16 protein-coding genes are annotated in these 19,140 nt (G+C 72.8%); 7 read left to right on the top strand and 9 right to left on the bottom strand.

Features of this window, described 5'->3' with window-relative positions:
* Window positions 1-36: 36 nt before the first annotated feature.
* Window positions 37-1,173: an acyltransferase family protein gene (locus SCAB_RS40680; protein WP_041670185.1), complete on the top strand. Its 1,137-nt coding sequence runs from the start codon at window positions 37-39 to the stop codon at window positions 1,171-1,173.
* A gap of 56 nt (window positions 1,174-1,229) precedes the next feature.
* Here SCAB_RS40680 and SCAB_RS40675 read toward each other — a convergent pair whose 3' ends face one another.
* A complete protein-coding gene (locus SCAB_RS40675) occupies window positions 1,230-2,078 on the bottom strand; it encodes a GNAT family N-acetyltransferase (protein WP_013005890.1) in 849 nt (282 codons plus the stop codon).
* Window positions 2,079-2,392: 314 nt separating this feature from the next.
* Between SCAB_RS40675 and SCAB_RS40670 the strand changes: the two genes are divergently transcribed.
* From SCAB_RS40670 to SCAB_RS40660, 3 genes are all read left to right on the top strand, one after another.
* Window positions 2,393-4,030: an alpha/beta hydrolase gene (locus tag SCAB_RS40670; RefSeq protein ID WP_041670183.1), complete on the top strand. Its 1,638-nt coding sequence runs from the start codon at window positions 2,393-2,395 to the stop codon at window positions 4,028-4,030.
* Between the two features lie 124 nt (window positions 4,031-4,154).
* A complete protein-coding gene (locus SCAB_RS40665; RefSeq protein ID WP_013005888.1) occupies window positions 4,155-4,685 on the top strand; it encodes a DUF4232 domain-containing protein in 531 nt (176 codons plus the stop codon).
* 186 nt (window positions 4,686-4,871) lie between these two features.
* On the top strand, window positions 4,872-5,996 hold the full coding sequence (locus SCAB_RS40660; protein WP_013005887.1) for a baeRF3 domain-containing protein: 1,125 nt from the start codon (window positions 4,872-4,874) through the stop codon (window positions 5,994-5,996).
* A gap of 13 nt (window positions 5,997-6,009) precedes the next feature.
* On the opposite strand, the gene SCAB_RS40655 is transcribed toward SCAB_RS40660, so the two are convergent.
* Window positions 6,010-6,423 (bottom strand): SsgA family sporulation/cell division regulator, encoded by a 414-nt coding sequence (locus SCAB_RS40655; RefSeq protein WP_013005886.1) that lies wholly within the window; start codon window positions 6,421-6,423, stop codon window positions 6,010-6,012.
* A gap of 419 nt (window positions 6,424-6,842) precedes the next feature.
* On the opposite strand from SCAB_RS40655, the gene SCAB_RS40650 reads away from it, so the two are divergent.
* Window positions 6,843-8,258 (top strand): PP2C family protein-serine/threonine phosphatase, encoded by a 1,416-nt coding sequence (locus SCAB_RS40650; protein WP_041670181.1) that lies wholly within the window; start codon window positions 6,843-6,845, stop codon window positions 8,256-8,258.
* A gap of 48 nt (window positions 8,259-8,306) precedes the next feature.
* Here SCAB_RS40650 and SCAB_RS40645 read toward each other — a convergent pair whose 3' ends face one another.
* Complete coding sequence (locus tag SCAB_RS40645) at window positions 8,307-9,803, bottom strand: DNA-binding protein NsdB (protein WP_013005884.1); 1,497 nt, start codon at window positions 9,801-9,803, stop codon at window positions 8,307-8,309.
* Window positions 9,804-10,037: 234 nt separating this feature from the next.
* Here SCAB_RS40645 and SCAB_RS40640 point away from each other — a divergent pair, with 234 nt between their 5' ends.
* Together SCAB_RS40640 and SCAB_RS40635 are read left to right on the top strand one after the other, a co-directional pair.
* On the top strand, window positions 10,038-11,180 hold the full coding sequence (locus SCAB_RS40640) for an aminoglycoside phosphotransferase family protein (RefSeq protein WP_013005883.1): 1,143 nt from the start codon (window positions 10,038-10,040) through the stop codon (window positions 11,178-11,180).
* A 250-nt stretch (window positions 11,181-11,430) separates the two neighbouring features.
* Window positions 11,431-13,407 (top strand): N-acetylmuramoyl-L-alanine amidase, encoded by a 1,977-nt coding sequence (locus SCAB_RS40635; protein ID WP_041670179.1) that lies wholly within the window; start codon window positions 11,431-11,433, stop codon window positions 13,405-13,407.
* A 68-nt stretch (window positions 13,408-13,475) separates the two neighbouring features.
* Here SCAB_RS40635 and SCAB_RS40630 read toward each other — a convergent pair whose 3' ends face one another.
* The 6 genes from SCAB_RS40630 to SCAB_RS40605 form a co-directional block, all read right to left on the bottom strand.
* The gene (locus SCAB_RS40630; RefSeq protein WP_013005881.1) at window positions 13,476-13,973 is read right to left on the bottom strand and encodes a hypothetical protein; all 498 of its coding nucleotides are present in this window, start codon (window positions 13,971-13,973) and stop codon (window positions 13,476-13,478) included.
* A 177-nt stretch (window positions 13,974-14,150) separates the two neighbouring features.
* The gene (locus SCAB_RS40625) at window positions 14,151-15,398 is read right to left on the bottom strand and encodes an MFS transporter (RefSeq protein WP_013005880.1); all 1,248 of its coding nucleotides are present in this window, start codon (window positions 15,396-15,398) and stop codon (window positions 14,151-14,153) included.
* A gap of 171 nt (window positions 15,399-15,569) precedes the next feature.
* The gene (locus tag SCAB_RS40620) at window positions 15,570-15,815 is read right to left on the bottom strand and encodes a DUF397 domain-containing protein (RefSeq protein ID WP_013005879.1); all 246 of its coding nucleotides are present in this window, start codon (window positions 15,813-15,815) and stop codon (window positions 15,570-15,572) included.
* 82 nt (window positions 15,816-15,897) lie between these two features.
* Complete coding sequence (locus tag SCAB_RS40615) at window positions 15,898-17,064, bottom strand: thiolase domain-containing protein (protein ID WP_013005878.1); 1,167 nt, start codon at window positions 17,062-17,064, stop codon at window positions 15,898-15,900.
* On the bottom strand, window positions 17,061-18,137 hold the full coding sequence (locus tag SCAB_RS40610; RefSeq protein ID WP_013005877.1) for a thiolase domain-containing protein: 1,077 nt from the start codon (window positions 18,135-18,137) through the stop codon (window positions 17,061-17,063). Before SCAB_RS40610 ends, SCAB_RS40615 begins: the two co-directional genes overlap by 4 nt.
* Entirely contained in the window at window positions 18,134-19,075 is a 942-nt protein-coding gene (locus SCAB_RS40605) for a Zn-ribbon domain-containing OB-fold protein (RefSeq protein WP_013005876.1), read from the bottom strand. The genes SCAB_RS40610 and SCAB_RS40605 overlap by 4 nt, the downstream gene beginning before the upstream one ends.
* Window positions 19,076-19,140 lie beyond the last annotated feature (65 nt).

The raw sequence follows: 19,140 nt of genomic DNA, 5'->3' as shown, positions 1-19,140 counted from the left end.
TCCGGGTTCCGTCCTCGCAGCCCGGAGACCTCCCCGATGTCCGAAGACGCGGTGCAGCACGTCGGCCCGGCGCCGCCGGTCCCGCCCGAGCGGGCCGGGCCGCGAGCCGGGCGGACCTCGCGGGACCCGTACTTCGACAACGCGAAGTACCTGACCATCGTCCTGGTGGCCTGCGGGCACGCGTGGGAGCCGCTGACGTACGGCAGCCGGACCGTGACGGCCGCGTATCTGACCGTCTACGCCTTCCACATGCCCGCCTTCGCCCTGATCTCCGGCTACTTCTCGCGAAGTTTCGACATGGCGCCGGGCCGGCTGAAGCGGCTGATGACGGGGGTGGTGCTGCCGTACGTCGTGTTCGAGACGGCGTACACGCTGTTCTACCGCTGGGCGCAGGACGATCCGGGCTATCCGCTGAGCCTGCTGGACCCCTGGTACGTGATGTGGTTCCTGGTCGCGCTCTTCGTCTGGAGGCTGACCACGCCCCTGTGGCTGATGCTGCGTCATCCGCTGCCCGTCGCGCTGGGCCTGGCGACGCTGGCGGCCGTCTCCCCGGACCTCGGCGGCGACGTCTCCCTCCAGCGGGTGCTGGGGTTCCTGCCGTTCTTCGTGCTCGGGCTGACCCTGCGGGCCGAGCACTTCGAGCGGCTGCGGACCCGCCGGGCGCGGCTGTGTCTGCTCCCGGTGGGTCTCGGGGCGTACCTGGCCGCGTACCGGGTGGCCCCGTGGTTCGACGCGGGCTGGTTCTACCACCGGGGCAGTGTCACCGGTCAGGGCGCGCCCCGCTGGGCGGGCCTGCTGACCACGCCCGCTCTGTTCTGTCTGGCGGTGCTGCTGACGGCCTGCTTCCTGGCCTGGGTGCCGCGCCGGCGGCTGTGGTTCACCGCGCTGGGCGCCGGCACGATGTACGGCTACCTGCTGCACGGTTTCGTGATCAAGTGGGCGCGTTTCCGCGACTGGTACGCCGTGGAGTGGGTCCACACCCCGCTCGGGCAGCTCGCGGTGACGGCCGTCGCGGCCGGCGGCATCACCCTGCTGTGCACCGCGCCCGTACGAACCACCCTGCGCTGTGTCGTCGAACCACGCATGGAGTGGGCGTTCCGGAAGGAGGCCGCCGCCCGGGACGCCGGACACTCCGGCCGGGTCCGGGGCGGAGGACACCGTCCCCTCGTCTAGGGCGTGTTGCGAAAGGCCCGCCCTTCGGGCGAACGACGGGACTTTCGCAACACGCCCTAGCCGAGTTCGAGCGTCGTGATCCCGTAGACGCGCTCCGTGGCGTACGGGCGGACCGGGCCGGTGTACATGCGGGCCGTCTCGAAGGACGGGGTCAGCCCGTACTCCTCGGCCAGCGCCACGGCGGCCGTGTTCGGCTCCGGCACGTCGATGGCCAGCGCGCGGCCCGCGGCCTCGGCGGCGAGCCCGGCGAGGAGCGCGCGGGCGTCCGCCGGGGTGTCGGCGAACAGGGGGCCGATCCGCAGGGCGTCCCGGCCGGGGCGGATCACGCCGTAGCCGGCGAGCCGCCCGTCGACGATCCGTGCGAGGGCCCGGTGTCCGTCGGTGGTCAGCCAGCGTTCCAGGAAGCGGGGGCGGTCGGCCGGGTGGCAGGCGTTGTCGTACGCGGCGAGGGAGGCGGCGTCGCGGACCGGCACGAGGCCGTCGGGCGGGGCGGCCTCCGGGATCACTCCCGCGTACCGGTAGGTGCGGTGGGCGGGCTCGAAGCCGGACCGGCGGTAGTTGTCCTGCTGCGCGACCACGCCGTCGAGGCCGACCGTGCGGTCGCCGGCGTGGGCGAGCGCGGTCCGCCAGGTGGCGAGGCCGTGTCCCCGGCCGCGCAGATCCGGGCGGACCAGGTAGAAGCCGAGGAAGGCGTGGTCGGCGCCGTAGGTGACGACGGAGACGGAGGAGACCGGTTCACCGTCGAGCCGGCCGATGAAGAAGCCCTCGGGGTCCTGTGCGAAGAAGCACGACGGGTCCGAGAGCCCCGGGTTCCAGCCCTCGTCGCCCGCCCATCGGGCGACCACCGCCCAGTCGTCGGGCGTGGCCCGGGTGACGACGAGGTCCTGATGCCCCGCAGAGGTCATCTGCGCGCTCCTTCGCTGACGCGGGTGCGCGGCCGGCGGACGGCCGCGGGCACGCGTGGTCGGCCGCGCCCCGCAGCATCCTCGCCGACACCCGGTCGCGGCCGCGACGCCGGAAACGGCCGATGCCGCCGGGCGCGGGGCCCGCCCGCCGGTCCCCTTCACACGGACGAGCGACCCGCTCCCGGCGGCGCTGCGCCGCAGGGTACGGCGGTTCCGGCCGTTCCGCCCGCTGGGAGGCGTGGCCGGAAGGGGCCGCCTATGGTGATCCGGGGGTCGTCCCCGGTCGCCCCGGCCGGGTGTCCCGGGAGGCACGCATGCGGTCCACGCACAGACGGTGCCCGCTCGCCGGAGCCGCGGTCGCGGTGCTGGCCCTGCTGGGGGCCGGACTGCCGGCCACGGTGGCGGGCGCCGGCAGGCAGGAGGGCGCCGAGCAGGGCGACCTGAGCCGCTTCTACCGGCAGAAGATCACGTGGTCGGCGTGCGACGGCCTGGAGGCACCCCGGGATCTGCGGTGCGGCAAGGTCACCGTGCCGCTCGACTACGCGCGGCCCCGGGCGGGCACCCTCGACCTGGCGGTGGCCCGCTACCGGGGCACCGGCGACCGGCGCGGCTCGCTGCTGCTGAACTTCGGCGGCCCCGGCGGCCCGGGCGTCCCCGAACTCGCCTACAGCGGCGCGGACTTCATGGATCTCACCAACGGCTACGACCTCGTCTCCTTCGACCCGCGCGGTGTGGGCCGCTCCTCCCCCGTCAGCTGCGGCGAGGGCACCGAGGAGGCGCTGGAGGCGACCGACGACGGACAGGACGCCGACGATCCGCAGGCGGCGCTGACCACGCTGCGACGGGCCGCCGCCGCGTGCCGGAAGCACTCCGGCCCCGTGCTGCCGCACATCGGCACCCTCGACGCCGCCCTCGACCTGGACGTGATGCGGGCCGCCCTCGGCGACAAGAAGCTCAACTACCTCGGCTTCTCCTACGGGACGCGGCTGGGCGCGGTCTACGCGGCGCGGTTCCCCGACAAGGTGGGCCGCATGGTCCTCGACGGGGTGGACACCCTGACCGAACCGCTGACCGAGCAGGGACTGGTCGGCGCGGCGGGCCAGCAGACCGCGCTGGAGGACTACCTCGACGCCTGCACCGAGCAGCTGACGTGCCCGTTCGGACAGGACTCCCGCTCCGCCCGCGAGCAGGTCGTCGCCCTGGTCGAATCGCTGGACGAGTACCCCGTGCCCTCGGACTTCGGGGCGGACTTCACGGGTCAGGACCTGGTGGGCGCCATCGGTCACGCCCTCTACAGCGAACAGCTGTGGCCCCTGCTCACACAGGCGCTCAACATGCTCGTCCACGACGGCGACACCCGGGGCGTCATGGCCCTCTCGGGCGGCGGCTTCGCCCCGCACACCGCCCTGTACCGGTCCGTGGTCCCGGCCCGCCCGCACGAGCCCGCCGAACCCACCGCCTCCGGAACCCCGACTCCGCACGCCGGGCTCGTCGACGCCGAGAAGGTGCCGATGGACAACTACCCGGCCGCGCTCATGGCGATCAACTGCGCCGACGACCCCGACCGGCCCTCCGCCCGGAGGATCACCGACGATCTGGAGGACCTGCGGGAGGCCTACGAGGACGCCTCCCCCGTCTTCGGCGCCTACCGGCTGACGCAGGTGCTGATGTGCTACGGCCGCCCCGCGGGCACCGACTTCATCCGCGAGAAGGTGCGGGACGTCGGCACCCCGAAGATGCTGCTGGTGGGCACCCGGGGCGACCCGGCGACCCCCTACCGCTGGACGGTCGAGACGGCGAAGCGGCTCGGCTCCTCGGCCGTCGTCCTCGACAACAAGGGCAAGGGGCACACCGGTTACGGGTCCTCCTCGTGCGTGCACGAGAAGGTCGACGACTTCCTGCTGTTCGGGACGCTGCCGGACGACGGAAGTTCATGCGGAGCCGACGACTGAGCATCGGGCTTGTAACACGCACAGGTTCGGTACAACCCCGCGCACACCCCGGACGTCACACTGGGCAGACGTCACGATTGCGCGTGCCGTACCTGTACGTGACCAATACTGGGGGATTCCACCGATGCGTATCCGTTCCTTCCTCACCGTCTCCACCGTGGCGACCGCCGGCGCCGCGCTGCTCATCGCCGCCGCCCCGCAGGGACTGGCCGCCCAGCCCGCCGCCACGACGCCGGTCTGCAAGTCCAAGGTCCTCAAGCTGGCGGCCAAGCAGGCGAAGGACACGCGGGTCGTGCACATCAGTGTCAAGAACACCGGCACCCGCACCTGCACCATCGACCGCCTGCCCGTGGTGACCTTCGGCGACCTGGACGGGGCGGCCCAGCCGGTGCCGTCCGGCGAGAGCGGCCCGTACAAGGTCGGCGCCGGCAAGACGGTCTACGCGGCCGTCCGTACGATCGCCGACCTGAAGGACCCGGAGGCCCGTCGCGTCGACACGGTCACGGTGTCGGCCAACCCCAACCTCGACGGCCGCACGTTCACCCTCAAGCAGCTCGGCGCGAGCAAGAAGGTCAAGGTCTGGGAGCCGGTGACGACCTGGTGGAAGCCGTCCAAGGCCGCCGCCGACAAGGCGCTGGAGAAGGAAGTCGGCTGACCGCGACGACGACCGCACGGCACCACGGCACCACGGCACCACGGCACCGAGGAGCCCGTCGGCGCGCCCCGTGAGGGTGCGTACCGGCGGGCTCACCGCCGTCCTCGGCGGGCCGTCGGAACCCTTCACGGCAAGGTCCGGATTACCCCAAATGCCCGACACCCGGATCGGTCCTATCGTGAAGTCATGGAGCATGCCCTCAGTACCGCGACCCTGACCGAACTGCGCCGCCCGCGGCCCTACCCCGCGGTCTCGGTGCTGACACCGACCCACCGCAGGGAACCGGAGAAGGCCCAGGATCCGGTCCGGCTGCGCAATGTGGTCGCCGAGGCCAGGAAACGGCTGGAGCACGATCCCGCCGTGACGCGCGAGCGGCGCGCCGATGTCGTCCGGCAGCTGGACCAGGCACTGGCCGAGGTGGATCTGGCGCACGCCGAGGACGGTCTGGTGATCTTCGCCGCGCCCGGTGAGCACCAGGTCTGGTCCCTGACCCGGCCCGTACCGGAACGCGTGGTGCTCTCGGACACCTTCCTCACCCGGAACCTGGTGGCGGCGCGGGCCGCCGAGCGGTCCTTCTGGGTGCTCTCGGTCGCCTCGGACCGGGTCACGCTGTGGAACGGGGGCGGCGACCGGGTCAAGGAGGCGCACACCGGCGGCTTCCCCCTGACCCGGGAGCGCGACAACTTCGACGCCGAGCGCCAGGAGCGGACCGGCGACCTGCCGTCCGCCTTCCGCGACGAGGACACCCGGCGCTTCCTGCGGGACGCCGACACCGCGCTGGCGCGGGTCATGCGCGCACGGCACCGGCCGCTGTACGTCACCGGGGCGCCTGCCGCGCTGGCCCTGTTCGACGAGATGGGCACGGTCACCCGGGACGCCACCCACCTCCCGCACGGCGGTCTGGCGCACGGCACCCCTGACGCCGTGTGGCAGGCGGTCGGGCCCCTGGTCGCCGCCGAGGAGCGCAGGAACGCCGACCTCGTGGCCCGGCGACTGGAGACGGCGCGCGGCAGCAAGGAGTTCGCGGCCGGTCTCGACGAGATCTGGCAGAACGCCCAGCAGGGCCGCGTGGGGCTGCTGGCCGTCGAGGAGAACTACCGCGCGAACGTCCGCTCCGACGGGGGCGGCGCCGGCCCCGGCGGGGCGGGGGGCGGCCATCTGGTGCCGGCCGAGAGCGGCGACCTCGACGCCCGTGAGGACATCGTGGACGAGATCGTCGAACGGTGCCTGGACACCGGTGCCGAGATCTTCTTCGTCCCCGACGGCATGCTGAGCGACGCCCGGGGCATCGCGGGGGTCCTGCGCTACTGAGCCGCGCGGGCCGTCACACGCCGCGCAGGAGCGACGTCAGCCCCCGGTCGAGCGCCGGGCCCAGCTCCTCCCGTCCGGCGGGGACGACGCCGTAGCTGCGCAGCAGGAAACGCTGGAGCGCCGCCTTCTCGAACCGGAGCAGGGCGGTGCCGTACGGGGAGTGCAGTTCCACCACCGTGCGCAGGCGGCCGCAGGGCCAGATGTGCACGTCGCCGTTGCCGGAGGGTGCCCCCACCCCCTTCTCCAACAGCTCACGGGAGAACGTCCAGGTCACCATGGTGCCGTTCAGCGAGATGTCCGCCGGGAAGTCGAGGTGCACGGCCAGCGGGTCGTCGGAGCGGTAGCGCAGGCTCGCGGGCACCGGCACCTCCCGGTCCTCGGCGGTGACGAGGAGAGCGCGGGCGGGCTGTTCCAGCGTGACGGTCATTGAACGGTCTCCGTTTCGGTGAAGCTCTTTCTGCGACGCGGGCCGACCCGTGCGCCCACGTGCGTTCTCGACCTCGCGAAGGGTTTTCGTGGCCCGCGTCCCTCTGGATTCATCACTGTGACCCATGTCACTCATTTCCCTCGTGGAACAGTCGCACATATGCCCTTCGAACACGGGAATGAAAGACGTGTGACGGGAACCGACACTCCGTCAAGTCACGTACTCTTCCTACGACTTGGGGCCCACGAAGACGTACCGGAACACCGGGGAAGATCTCGACCGCAAGGACCGTGACATATGCCGGAAGCACCACCGCATCGTGTCTTGCCAAATCCCTTACAGCGCGTCGCGGGCTGTGCAACAGTCGTAATCGGCCCTTACGTCAGCGTTGGTCGTACCGTCCCCCATCGGAGTACGTGATGCCGTCCCCTCTCTCTGCGGATCGTCCTTCCGCCCAGCCGCCCAGCCGCGGCACGGTCGACGCCCTCATCTCGCAGACGCGGCGACTGCGGGGCGACGTGGACGCCGTACGCCGTGACGCGCCCGTCGACACGGAGGACCCCGAGGTCCGCTGGCAGCGCGCGCTCTACGACCTGGCCTTACATCAACTCAGCGACCTCGACGACCACTTGGCCCAGCTGCGGGACGGCCCAGCCCCGCCACCGGCCCCCGCGCCGGCCGCCCCGCCCCCGGCGCCCCCGCGCCCCTCCCTCCTCAGCCGGGTCGGCAGCGCCGAGTGGAACCTGCTCACGGACGAGGCCGACTGGTCCGGGGAGCTGTACCAGATCCTCGGCCGTGACCCCGCCTCCCCGCCGCTCACCCTCGACGAGCTGCCGTCGCTGGTCCTCGACGACGACCGGCCGACGCTGACCGCCATGGTCACGGACTGCCTGATCGACGCCAGACGCATCGACGGGGAGTTCCGGATCGTGCTCCCCGACGGCGGGGTGCGCACCGTGCACATGATGGGCGAGCCCGTCCTCGACGAGGACGGCGCCACGGCCTCGATGTGGGCCGTCCTGCGGGACGTCAGCGAACTGCGGCGCAGCGAACGGGTGGAGAGCGAGACCCGTGACTCGCTGAACCGGCAGCGGCACATCGCCCAGACCGAGCACCGGCTCGCGGTCGCACTGCAGGAGGCCGTGCTGCCGCCGTGGCGGGCCTCCCTGCGGCTCCCCCGGCAGGGACCCGAAAGGCTGGACCTGGCCGCCCACTACCTGCCCTGCTCGACCAGCGCGCTCATCGGCGGCGACTGGTACGACGCCCTCGAACTGCCCGGCGGCGAGAGCCTGTTGAGCGTCGGCGACCTCACCGGACACGGCGTCACCGTCACCTCCGGCATGGCGATGCTGATCGGCGCCCTGCGCGGCATGGCGATGGCGGGCACCGAGCCGGGCCCGTTGATGGCCTGCCTCAACCAGTTGCTGGACACCACCGTGCAACCGGCCCTCGGCAGCGCCGTCTGCTGCCGCTACCGGCCCGCGACCCGCACCCTCGTATGGGCGCAGGCGGGGCACCCCGCCCCGCTGCTGTTCCGCGACGGGACGGGGCACGTGCTGACGGCGCCTGACGGCGTCCTGCTCGGAGCGACCTCCGGTGCCGTCTACGGGCAGGCCGAAGTGACGCTCGAACAGGGCGACCTGCTGCTCCTGCACACCGACGGACTGGTGCCCCGGCGCGACGGAGAGGCGGCCGTCGAGCGGCTGCTGGACCTGGCCCCGCGGTTCGGCGGGGCCCGTACGGCCCAGGAATGTGTACGGACGGTGGTGGAGGAGTTCGGCGAGGCCGAGCGTGCGGACGACGCCTGTGTACTCGTCGCCAGGGTCAGCTCCTGAGGACGTACCGGTGACGGCTCCGGACGGTCCGGAGGCCGTGCACGGCGCTCACGCCGGGGCGATGTCGCCCCTGTTCTTCGACTGGGGCTTGGGCAGGGCGAGTTTGAGCTCCTCCCGCAGCTCCTGGATCTTGGGGTAGCTGGAGTACTGACCGGTGAGCCGGTACATCTCACGCAGCCGGTCCCAGGTGCGGTGGGAGGAGTTGGAGCCCATCGACATCAGAGCGAGACGGGCGTACCGGTCGGCCTGTTCGGGGTCGTCGCCGATGAAGCAGGCCGAGGCCATGGACAGGAAGTCGAAGATCTTGGACCGCTGCCGGCCGTCGACGCGCAGCTCCAGTGCCTTCTGCGCATAGTGCTGGGCCTGCTTGGCCGCGGCCGGGTCGTGCTCCGCGAGGGTGCGGTAGGCCAGGGCCTGCATGCCGTACAGGTCCTCCTCCTTGAACATCTGCATCCAGCTGGGCGGCGGCACGTCCGACCGGTCGGAGACGAACAGGTCCTCGGCCTGTCCGAGGGTGCGGCGCATGGCCTGGCCCTTGCCCATGGACGCCTGGGCCCAGGCCTCGACGGTGTGCAGCATGGCCCTGGTGCGGGGCAGCACCTGCTCGCCGGAGCCGGAATGGGCGAGCTTCATCAGATCGAGCGCCTCGTCGGGCTTGCCGAGGTGCACCAGCTGCCGGGCCGCCCGGGAGAGGGCCTCGCCGGCTCGGGGCCGGTCACCGCCCTCCCGGGCGGCGTGGGCGGCGATGATGAAGTACTTCTGGGCGGTGGGTTCGAGGCCGATGTCGTGCGACATCCAGCCGGCGAGGACGGCGAGGTTGGCGGCGACGCCCCACAGGCGCCGCTGGATGCGTTCGGGATGATGGTAGGAGAGCATGCCTCCCACCTCGTTGAGCTGTCCCACGACAGCCTTGCGTTGCAGCCCGCCGCCCCGGGCCGCGTCCCAGGCCCGGAACACCTCGACCGAGCGCTCCAGTTCCTCGATCTCCTGCACCCCGATGGGGGCGGCCTCGTAGCGGTCGTACCCGGCGGGATCGGCGTGCAGGGGGTCGTCGAGGTCGGGGGCGTCGGCCGCGAGGGCCGGATCGGTGTGCAGCCAGTCGTGCATGGCGCTGCTGAGAGCAGGTCCCGCGGTGAGCGCGACACCCGCGCCCACCAAGCCGCGTCGGTTGAGCATGAGGTCCATTCCCGTGAATTCGGTGAGGACCGCGGCAGTCCGTTCGGGCGCCCACGGCACGCCGTCGGGATGCTCCGCATTCCCGCCGCCCCGCCGTTTCCCCGTACGCCCGTGCCGGACCAGACCGAGGTCCTCGATGGTCACGACACGGCCGAGACGCTCGGTGAACAGGGCCGCCAGCACCCGCGGTACGGGATCGCGCGGGATCTCTCCCATGTCGATCCATCGCCGCACCCGTGAGGTGTCGGTCGCCAGCTGGGGGTGGCCCATGGCCGCCGCCTGCCGGTTGACCAGTCTCGCGAGCTCTCCCTTGGACCAGCCGGCCAGGCCGAACAGGTCTGCGAGTCGAGTGTTGGACGGTCCGCTCACGTCAAGCCCCCAGGTTCTCGGCTGAGTTGAATGTAGCCCGCTGTCAGTTGCACGGGGACTATTCGCCAGGCTTCGCCAGGGTGCGCTACATGGTGTGCCACGGCCCATCCGGTGTCAGGTAGGAAAGCGCCACCCCGACCCGGTCGGCCCGACGGGCACTCCCCAGGGTGCCCCCGGACGGCCGGGGCGGGCAGCGCGTGACATTGCCGGCACACGAAGGGATCTGTCTCCCCCATGTACGCAGCATCGTCCTCCGTGTCCGCTCCTCCCCGGTCGCTGCACCCCCGCCAGCCGGGCGGCGGCGGCCCCTACCTCGACCCCACGCGTACGGCGGCCCCGATGCTCGGTGCCGGACGGGCGCGGCGCTCGCCGGGGCTCGGCACCCAGCCGCTCAGCGGCAGACTGGACCTGTCGGGTCCCCAGGGTGCGCAGCTGCGCACGGCGATCGCGTCGGTGCATCGCATCTGCCCCGAGTTCACTCCGGTCCAGGTGCTGCGCCGCAGCGGCCGTTCGGTGCTGCTCGTCGGTACGACCGGGCGCAGTACGGCCGTCGCCAAGTGTTTACTGGATCATTCCTCCATCTGGGAGGAGCGGTTCCGGCACGAAATAGCCGCATACCGCTCGTTCGTCCGGCACCGCCCGCCGGTGCGGGCGCCGAGGCTGATCGCGGCGGACCCGGACAACTGCACCCTGGTCATCGAGCGGATGCCGGGCCGGGTGGCCGCCCTGCAGCGGCATCCGGCGGAGGCGCCGCCGCGCGCGGACATCCGGGCGGCGCTCGGCGCGATCTGCCGGCTGAACGCGTGGCGACCGCCGACGGGGACGTTCGACGCCCCGCTGGACTACGCGGAGCGGATCTCCCGGTTCCATGAGCTGGGGCTGCTGACCGACCGGGACATGGGAGACCTGCAGAAGCTCCTGCACGGCATCGCCCACGCGTCGGGCCGTCAGGGCATGGGCCAGTTCTGCCACGGCGACGCCCTGCTGTCGAACATCCTGCTCTCACCGGCCGGTCCGGTGCTGGTGGACTGGGAGCACGCGGGGTGGTATCTCCCGGGGTACGACCTGGCCACGCTGTGGGCGGTGCTCGGGGACGCGCCGGTGGCGCGGCGGCAGATCAGTCAGCTGGCGCAGTCGGCGGGGCCTGCCTCGCGGGACGCCTTCCTGGTGAACCTGATGCTCGTCCTGACCCGGGAGATCCGTACCTACGAGACGGCCGTGCAGCGTTCGATGCACGACACGACCCCGACGGCGCCGGGCCCGGCCCACCCGGCTGCCGCGCCGTCCGGCGAGGAACAGCGGTTGCTGCTCAGGCGGTTGCACGACGACTGCCAGCTGGCCCGCAAGGCCGTCCGGGCGGCGGTCGGCACTCGCTGAAGGAACGAAGGTCCGCGGTGCGCCCCTGTGCAAGGGGGTGGCGCACCGCGGGCCTTTGCCATGTCGGCGGGCCCCTCCCCCGTCTCGACGCGGGCCGCCGGGCAGCGCGGCCCGCGTCGTCACGGGTGAACAATCACCGCGGAAGGCGCCCGGTGCGGGCATGATTGACGGATCGTCGGCGGGCCGGCGGCACTGCTGCCGTCCGGTCCCGCACGCCCCCGCCAACGCCCCACCGTTACAGGAGGCCGCCTTGCGAGGTTCCCCCACCGACCGCAGACCCACCCCGCGCCCCGGACGTGCGCGCAGATCGGCGTTGGCCGCGGCCCCCGCCGTCCTGCTGCTGCCCCTGCTGGGCGCGGCCCCGCCCGCCGGCCTGCCCTCCGCCGCCCCGGCCCGTCTGCAGGGCGCGTTCGGCACCGCGGCGGCCGAGTACGGCGTGCCGCGCGACGTGCTGCTGGGCGTCTCCTATCTGCAGTCCCGCTGGGACACGCACGGCGGAGCGCCGAGCGTCACCGGCGGCTACGGCCCCATGCACCTGACCGACGCCCGTACCGCCCTCGCCGAGGCCCCGCACCACGGCGAGGGCGCCGAGGACCCGCGCGGAGACGGCTCCCGGCCACGCCGGGTCGCCGAGGCCGGCCGGCCCGCACCGACCCGGATCCCGGCCCGGCTGCGGACGTTGACGCGGGCGGCCGCCCTGACCGGCCTGCCGGAGCGGACACTGCGCACGGACCCCGCCGCGAACGTGGCGGGCGGTGCCGCCCTGCTCGCCGACGCACAGCGGGAGCTGGGCGTACGGCCGAGTGCCGATCCGGCGGACTGGTACGGCGCCGTGGCCCGCTTCTCCGGCGCCGACGACCGGGCGACCGCCGCGGCGTACGCGGACGAGGTGTTCGCCGTGATCCGCGACGGCGCCGGGCGCGTCACGGACGCCGGCCAGCGGGTGGTGCTGACCGCCGAGCCCGGTCTCGTCCCCCGGACCGGGCAGCTGTCCCGGGCGGGGCTGCGCACGTCGGCCGCGGGCGCCACGGAGTGCCCGGCGACGGTGTCCTGCGAGTGGGTCCCGGCCGCCTACGCGGAGTTCGGCGACGACGACTACGGCAACCACGACCTGGCCGACCGGCCGAACTCGCAGCCCGTGCGGTACATCGTCGTCCATGACATCGAGGGCTACTGGGACAGCGCCCTCGAACTGGTCCAGGACCCGACGTACGTGTCGTGGCAGTACTCGCTGCGCTCCACGGACGGGCACATCGCCCAGCACATCAAGGCCAAGGACGTGGGCTGGCACGCGGGCAACTGGTACGTCAACGCGGCGTCGATCGGTCTGGAGCACGAGGGGTTCCTCACGGCGCCGGACGCCTGGTACACGGAGGCGATGTACCGCGCCTCGGCGCGGCTGGTGCGGTATCTCGCCGACAAGCACGGCATCCCGCTGGACCGGCAGCACATCCTCGGCCATGACACCGTGCCCGGCCCGACGACGGCGGCGGTCCCGGGGATGCACACCGACCCCGGGCCCTACTGGGACTGGCGGCACTACTTCGAGCTGCTGGGCGCACCGCTCGTCGCGACGTCCGGCGGCGACAGCGACATGGTCACCATCCGCCCGGACTACGCGGGCAACCGGCCCGTCTTCACCGGCTGTGCGTCCGGCGGCGCGTCCTGCGCGGTGCACGGCTCCAGTGCGGTGCGGCTGTACAGCCGGCCCGACGCGGCCTCGCCCCTGATCAAGGACATCGGGCTGCGGCCGGACGGCAGCGCCTCGACGACCGGGGTGAACGACCTCGGATCACGGGTCTCCACCGGTCAGAGTTACGCGGTGGCCGAGCGGCAGGGCGACTGGACGGCGATCTGGTACCTGGGGCAGAAGGCGTGGTTCAAGAACCCCGAAGACGAGCCGACGGCGGTCGGCGCGGCCGGTCTGCTGGTGACGCCCCGGGACGGCCTCGCGGACATCCCGGTGTACGGCCGCGCCTACCCGGAGGCGGCGGCGTACCCGGCCGGTGTCCCCGTGCAGGCGGTGTCGCCGCTGCCGTACAAGCTCCCGAAGGGTCAGCGGTACGTGGCCGGTGACAAGGTGCCCGGCGAGTACTACTACGCCGTCTCCTTCGACACCGGCGGGCATCGGGTCGTGGTCGGCGAGGACCTCTACTACGAGATCCAGTTCGGCCACCGGGTGGCGTTCGTGCGGGCGGCGGACGTGCGGGTGCTGCCCGCCGTGTGACGACGGGGCGCGAGGAAGGGCCGGGTGCGCGTGCACCCGGCCCTTGTCGTCTGCGTCCCCTGCCGCCTTCAGCCCTGCTGGAACAGCTCCGCCGGGAGCGGCTTGAGCAGCGCGTACAGGTCGTCGGTGATGGGGCGGTCCCAGGCGGCGATGGTCACCAGGACGTTGTCGCTGCGGTCGAACTGGACGCAGGAGATCCGGGACTCGGAGAGCTTGAGGCGGCGGACGATCAGGAGGTTGTCGCCCTGCATCACCGGCATGTCCTCGGAGCCGACGACGGTGATCTCCTCCTCGTTCTCCAGGGCGATCAGCAGCTGGCTCACCTCGAAGGGGATCTCTCCCTCGGCCACCTCGCGCGCCGGGGAACCCTCCGGGAGGTTGCCGATGATCATCGCGGGGCCGCGGCCGCCGTAGAGGTCGTAGCGCAGGAAGACGCCCTGACAACTGCCGTCGGGGGCGGGCAGCAGACCGGCACCGAGATTGCCCGGCCAGTCGCCCGGATCCATGGCCAGTACGTCGAATTCGGGGCCGGCGGGAGTGGCGCTGCGGCGGCGGAGGAAGGACATGCCGCAATGGTACGGCGTGCCGTGCGGCGGTGGGGCCGAGGGAGCGGCGGGGGCGAGGGCGCTCCGGGACGGCCCGGACGGCCGTGCCCGGCGCCGCCCACGAGGGAGGGAAGGGGGATTCCCCGTTGCGCTGACGAGGCGGACGAGGTGGACGAACCGGGCGTCGTGGGCCGTCCGTCAGGGCCGCGGGCGGGCCCGCGTGCCGGAACGGGTGGGCTCGTCGTCGGCCGGCGGTGCCGCGCCCGCGACGGTGTTCCGGCGGGAGGTGTCGACCGCGGGGGCCAGGAAGGCCGCGCAGACGACGAAGGCGAGGACGACGAGCATGGCGGGCCGCAGACCGATCTGTTCGCCCAGGAAGCCGAGCCCCGGCGGGCCGACGAGGAAGGCGACGTAGCCGATGACGGCGACGAGGCTGACACGGGCCGTCGAGTCGGGGCCGGACTCACCGGCGGCGGAGAGCGCCAGGGGGAAGCCGAGCGAGGCGCCGAGGCCCCAGAACAGCACGGCGGCACCGGCCAGCGCGGGGCTGTCGGAGACGACGACGAGGAGCAGGCCGAGGGCGCCGGAGGCGGCACTGGCGCGCACCACGGTGATGCGGCCGTAGCGGTCGAGGACGTAGGTGCCGGTGAAGCGGCCCAGCGTCATGGCGGCGGCGAATCCGGCGTAGACGAGGGAGCCCGCGGTGGGGTCCATTCCGTGTCCGTCGACCATGAGCAGGGGCAGCCAGTCGTTGGCCGAGCCCTCGGCCAGTGCCATGGCCAGCACGATCGCGCCGATGAGGAGGAGCCTGCCGTCCTTCCACACCGCCGGGTGCCGTTCCCCGTCGCCGTCCCGGGTCTCCGCGGGGGCGGTGCGGCCGGTGCCCGCCGGAACGGATCGCACCGCGTACAGCAGGAGGCCGACGCAGACCGCGACGACCGCCGCGAGATGCCAGTGCACCGGGATTCCGGCCGCGGTCGCCGCCATGCCCGCCGCGGCTCCGCACACCGTGCCCAGACTGAAGAAGCCGTGCAGCGGGGGGAGCGTGGTCCGGCCGCTGATCCGCTCGACGTCGGCGCCGTCGACGTTGACCGCCACGTCCCCGACGCCCATGCCGGCGCCGAACGCGCACAGGCCCAGGGTCACCAGGGGCACGGAGGAGGCGAAGCCGCCCCAGCAGATCGTGACCATGCCGGCCAGCAGCAGCCAGGTCCCCCAGGCGATCACCGGGCGGGTGCCGTAGCGGGACACCAGCCGTCCCGACGAGCTGATCCCCAGCATGGAGCCGAGCGACAGCCCGAACAGGACCAGTCCCATCTGCGCGGTGGAGACGTCCAGCCGGTCCCTGATCGCGGGCGTGCGCGTGACCCACGACGACATGGAGATGCCGGCGAGCAGGAAGACGAGGAACAGCGCCTGCCGGCGTCGGCGCACGGCGTCGTCCATGAGACTGCTTCTCCTAGGGAGCGGAGCCACTGCGGGCCCCCCTGCGGTGCCCCCTGACCGAACAAATGTACAGGCCCCGCCCGTTCCGGGGCCGGGCGCGGGTTCCGCCTCCTCCTCGCCGGTGGGCGCCGCCGGGCTCCGGCCGCCCACCGGCACCGTGCCCGCGGTCGCTCAGGTCAGGTCGAACTCGCCCTCCCGGGCCCCTGACACGAAGGCACCCCATTCGGCGGGGGTGAAGATCAGCGAGGGGCTCTCGGGGCTGCGGCTGTTGCGCATGGCGATGAAGCCCTCGACGAAGGCGATCTGGACATCTCCCCGCCCCTGGCTGCTCGACCGCCAGTCCGCGTTGGTCAGGTCCAGTTCCGCCGGTTTGTGCCAGCCGTCGAGGGATCGCTGCTGCATGGTGGTCTCGGCCACGTCCGTGCTCCTCCCGGTTCGTCGTCCGCCCGCCAGACTAGCGATCGGCCCCCACCGCCGACAGGCCACGTGAGGGGCGGGTTCAGGACGTGGGCGGCTCGGCGCCCACCAGCCACATCGAGAAGAACTGCGATCCGCCGCCGTAGGCATGTCCCAGCACCCGGCGTGCGCCGTCCACCTGGTGTTCTCCCGCGAGGCCCCGCACCTGGAGTGCGGCCTCCGCGAATCGGATCATGCCGGAGGCGCCGATGGGGTTGGTCGACAGGACCCCGCCGGACATGTCGACCGGAAGGTCCCCGTCCAGCTCGGTGACACCGGACTCGGTGAGCTTCCAGCCCTCCCCCTCCGCGGCGAAGCCGAGGTTCTCCAGCCACATCGGCTCGTACCAGGAGAACGGCACGTACATCTCCACCGCGTCGATCTCCCGGCGCGGATCCGCGATGCCCGCCTGGCGGTACACGTCGGCCGCGCAGTCCCGTCCCGCGCGCGGGGACACGCTGTCCTTGCCCGCGAACAGCGTCGGCTCGCTGCGCATCGCGCCGCCGTGCATCCACGCGACGGGCCGGGGCGCGCGGGCGGCCCCCGCCCGGTCGGTGAGGACCATCGCGACGGCCCCGTCGGAGGAGGGGCAGGTCTCGGAGTAGCGGATCGGGTCCCACAGCATGGGCGAGGCCTGGACCTTCTCCAGCGTGATGTCGTGCTCGTGGAGGTGGGCGTAGGGGTTCTTCAGCGCGTTGCGGCGGTTCTTGTACGCGACCAGGGAGCCGACGGTGTCGGGGGCGCCGCTGCGTCGCATGTACGCCCGTACGTGCGGGGCGAAGAAGCCTCCGGCGCCGGCCAGCAGCGGCTGCTGGAACGGGATCGGCAGGGACAGGCCCCACATGGCGTTGGACTCGGACTGCTTCTCGAAGGCGAGGGTCAGCACCGTGCCGTGGACGCGGGCGGCGACCAGGCTCGCGGCGACCAGCGCGGTCGAACCGCCGACCGAGCCCGCCGTGTGGACCCGCATCATGGGTTTGCCGACGGCGCCGAGCGCGTCGGCGAGATACAGCTCGGGCATCATGACGCCCTCGAAGAAGTCGGGCGCCTTGCCGATGACGACGGCCTCGACGTCGGCCCAGGTCAGCTCGGCGTCGTCCAGGGCCCGTCGGGCGGCCTCGCGGACGAGTCCGGCGATCGACACGTCCCGGCGCGCCGCCACGTGCTTGGTCTGGCCGACACCCACGACGGCCACGGGTTCCTTGCTCATCGCGGATCCCCTTCGAGTACGGCGACCAGGTTCTGCTGCAGACAGGGCCCGGACGTGGCGTGTGCCAGCGCCCGGTCGGACTCGCCCCGGTGGATGCGGGCGGCGGCCTCGCCGATCCTGATGAGCCCGGCGGCCATGACCGGGTTGGCGGCCAGGGCCCCGCCCGACGGATTGACGCGCACGTCGTCTCCGAGCCCCAGGACCTCGCGCAGGATCACCTCCTGCGCACTGAACGGGGCGTGCAACTCGGCGGTGTCCACGGGGCGTTCGAACGCTCCGGCCCGTTCGGCGGCGAGCCGGGCGGACGGCGAGTCGGTGAGGTCGCGCACGCCGATGCCGTGTGCCTCGATGCGGTGGTCGATGCCCCGGATCCAGGCGGGCCGCTCGCACAGGTCCCGGGCCCGCTCCCCCGCGGCGAGGATCACGGCGGCGGCCCCGTCGCCGATGGGCGGGCAGTCGCCGGTACGCAGCGGCCGTACGAGGTAGTCGCCCTGCGGCACCGGACCGCGCAGCTGGGCGTGGGAGTTGGCGGCGGCGTCCGCGCGGCTGCGGGCCCCGACCGCCGCGAGCGCCGGCTCGTCCGTGGTGCCCGCGTCGATGAGCGCCCGGGCCTGGAGGGCGGCGAGGGCGACGGAGTCGGGCCACAGCGGGGCCAGGTAGTAGGGGTCGAGCTGCCGGGTCAGGACGTCCCGCACCGATCCGGGCGAGGACTTGCCGTAGGAGTAGACGAGCGCGGTGTCGGCGTCCCCCGTGCGCAGCTTGACCCATGCCTCGTACAGCGCCCAGGCCCCGTCCATCTCGACGTGCGACTCGGAGATCGGCGGCCAGGCGCCGACGCCGTCGAGGGCCAGGGTGAAGGAGAAGGCGCGCCCGGCGAGGTAGTCGCTGGAGCCGGAGCAGGTGAAGCCGATGTCGGCGGTCTTCAGCCCGGTGGCCTGCATGACCTCGTGGAGCACCGGCATGAGCATCTCCACCTCGGAGACGTCGTCGCTGGTGCGCCGGTGGTCGGTCTGGGCGAAGGCGACGACGGCGATGTCCCGTGCGTCCGTGCCCGGTCGTGCCTCGCGGGTCATAGCGTCTCCCTGTACGTCTCGTAGTCCGCGTCGGGTTCGCCGGTGGGCCGGTAGTGGTCGGGATAGCGGGCGCCCTCGGTCCACACCGGCTCGACGCGCAGCCCCATGCGCACCTGGTCGTAGGGGATGCCCGCGATCCGCCCGTGCAGGGCGAGTCCGGCGCCGTCGAGGGCGATGTGGGCGTAGACGTAGGGGACTTCGATGTCCAGGTTCTTCGCCTTGATGTTGACGATGCAGAACGTGGTGACCGTCCCGCCCGGCCCGACCTCCACCTGTTCGGCCGTGGCCACCCCGCAGGTGGGGCAGGCGCCCCTCGGGGGGACGTACACCTTCGCGCAGGAGGGGCAGCGTTCGCCGACCGTGCGGCGGCCGCCGAGGGCGTTGATGTATCCGGTCTGGGCGCGGCCGGGCGAGTAGGTGTAGTCGAGGCGGGCGGGGGCGACGATCCCGGTGACGGCGTCGTCGAACGCGCCGCTGTGGCCCGTCGGTTCCTCCGCCTGCCCGTCGTAGGGCTCGAAGCAGGCGATGTCCGTGATGGCGCCGGACCGTTCCCCGGCCCAGCGCACGCGGACCCGCATCCCGGTGCGTACGGCGTCGGGGCCGGGCGCGTCGAGGGCGTGCAGCAGGGCCGTGTCGGCCCCGTCGAGCCGCACCAGCACCCAGGCGAAGGGGGTGGCGAGGGGCTGGCCGCGGCGTGGCTCGTGGTTCCAGGCCCAGGTGGTCACGGTGCCGGTCGGCGCGACCTCGACCAGGTCGCGGATCTCCTCGGCGGTGACGGGGTCGTACTCGACGGGCGGGACCAGCACCCGCCCGTCGCCGGTGCGCACCCCGAGAAGCACACGCTCACGCAGTCCGGTGAGGAAGGCGCTCTGTACCGGGCCGACGGAGCGGGTGAACGGAAACTCGACGGTGAGGGGGGCCTTGAGGATCGCGGACATCGCAGGTTGCCTCCTTCGCATGAGGGCACGGGGACGCGCCCTCTTTTGGGGGCGCGGGGAACTGC

The sequence above is a fragment of the Streptomyces scabiei 87.22 genome (assembly GCF_000091305.1).
Lineage (GTDB): Bacteria > Actinomycetota > Actinomycetes > Streptomycetales > Streptomycetaceae > Streptomyces > Streptomyces scabiei.
This window is presented reverse-complemented; position numbering and strand designations above follow the sequence as displayed.

Bases quoted from the DNA above. Each gene is read 5' to 3' on its own strand.
- SCAB_RS40680 (WP_041670185.1), top strand. From the start codon at position 37: ATGTCCGAAGACGCGGTGCAGCACGTCGGCCCGGCGCCGCCGGTCCCG.
- SCAB_RS40675 (WP_013005890.1), bottom strand. From the start codon at position 2,078: ATGACCTCTGCGGGGCATCAGGACCTCGTCGTCACCCGGGCCACGCCC.
- SCAB_RS40670 (WP_041670183.1), top strand. From the start codon at position 2,393: ATGCGGTCCACGCACAGACGGTGCCCGCTCGCCGGAGCCGCGGTCGCG.
- SCAB_RS40665 (WP_013005888.1), top strand. From the start codon at position 4,155: ATGCGTATCCGTTCCTTCCTCACCGTCTCCACCGTGGCGACCGCCGGC.
- SCAB_RS40660 (WP_013005887.1), top strand. From the start codon at position 4,872: ATGGAGCATGCCCTCAGTACCGCGACCCTGACCGAACTGCGCCGCCCG.
- SCAB_RS40655 (WP_013005886.1), bottom strand. From the start codon at position 6,423: ATGACCGTCACGCTGGAACAGCCCGCCCGCGCTCTCCTCGTCACCGCC.
- SCAB_RS40650 (WP_041670181.1), top strand. From the start codon at position 6,843: ATGCCGTCCCCTCTCTCTGCGGATCGTCCTTCCGCCCAGCCGCCCAGC.
- SCAB_RS40640 (WP_013005883.1), top strand. From the start codon at position 10,038: ATGTACGCAGCATCGTCCTCCGTGTCCGCTCCTCCCCGGTCGCTGCAC.
- SCAB_RS40630 (WP_013005881.1), bottom strand. From the start codon at position 13,973: ATGTCCTTCCTCCGCCGCCGCAGCGCCACTCCCGCCGGCCCCGAATTC.
- SCAB_RS40625 (WP_013005880.1), bottom strand. From the start codon at position 15,398: ATGGACGACGCCGTGCGCCGACGCCGGCAGGCGCTGTTCCTCGTCTTC.
- SCAB_RS40615 (WP_013005878.1), bottom strand. From the start codon at position 17,064: ATGAGCAAGGAACCCGTGGCCGTCGTGGGTGTCGGCCAGACCAAGCAC.
- SCAB_RS40610 (WP_013005877.1), bottom strand. From the start codon at position 18,137: ATGACCCGCGAGGCACGACCGGGCACGGACGCACGGGACATCGCCGTC.
- SCAB_RS40605 (WP_013005876.1), bottom strand. From the start codon at position 19,075: ATGTCCGCGATCCTCAAGGCCCCCCTCACCGTCGAGTTTCCGTTCACC.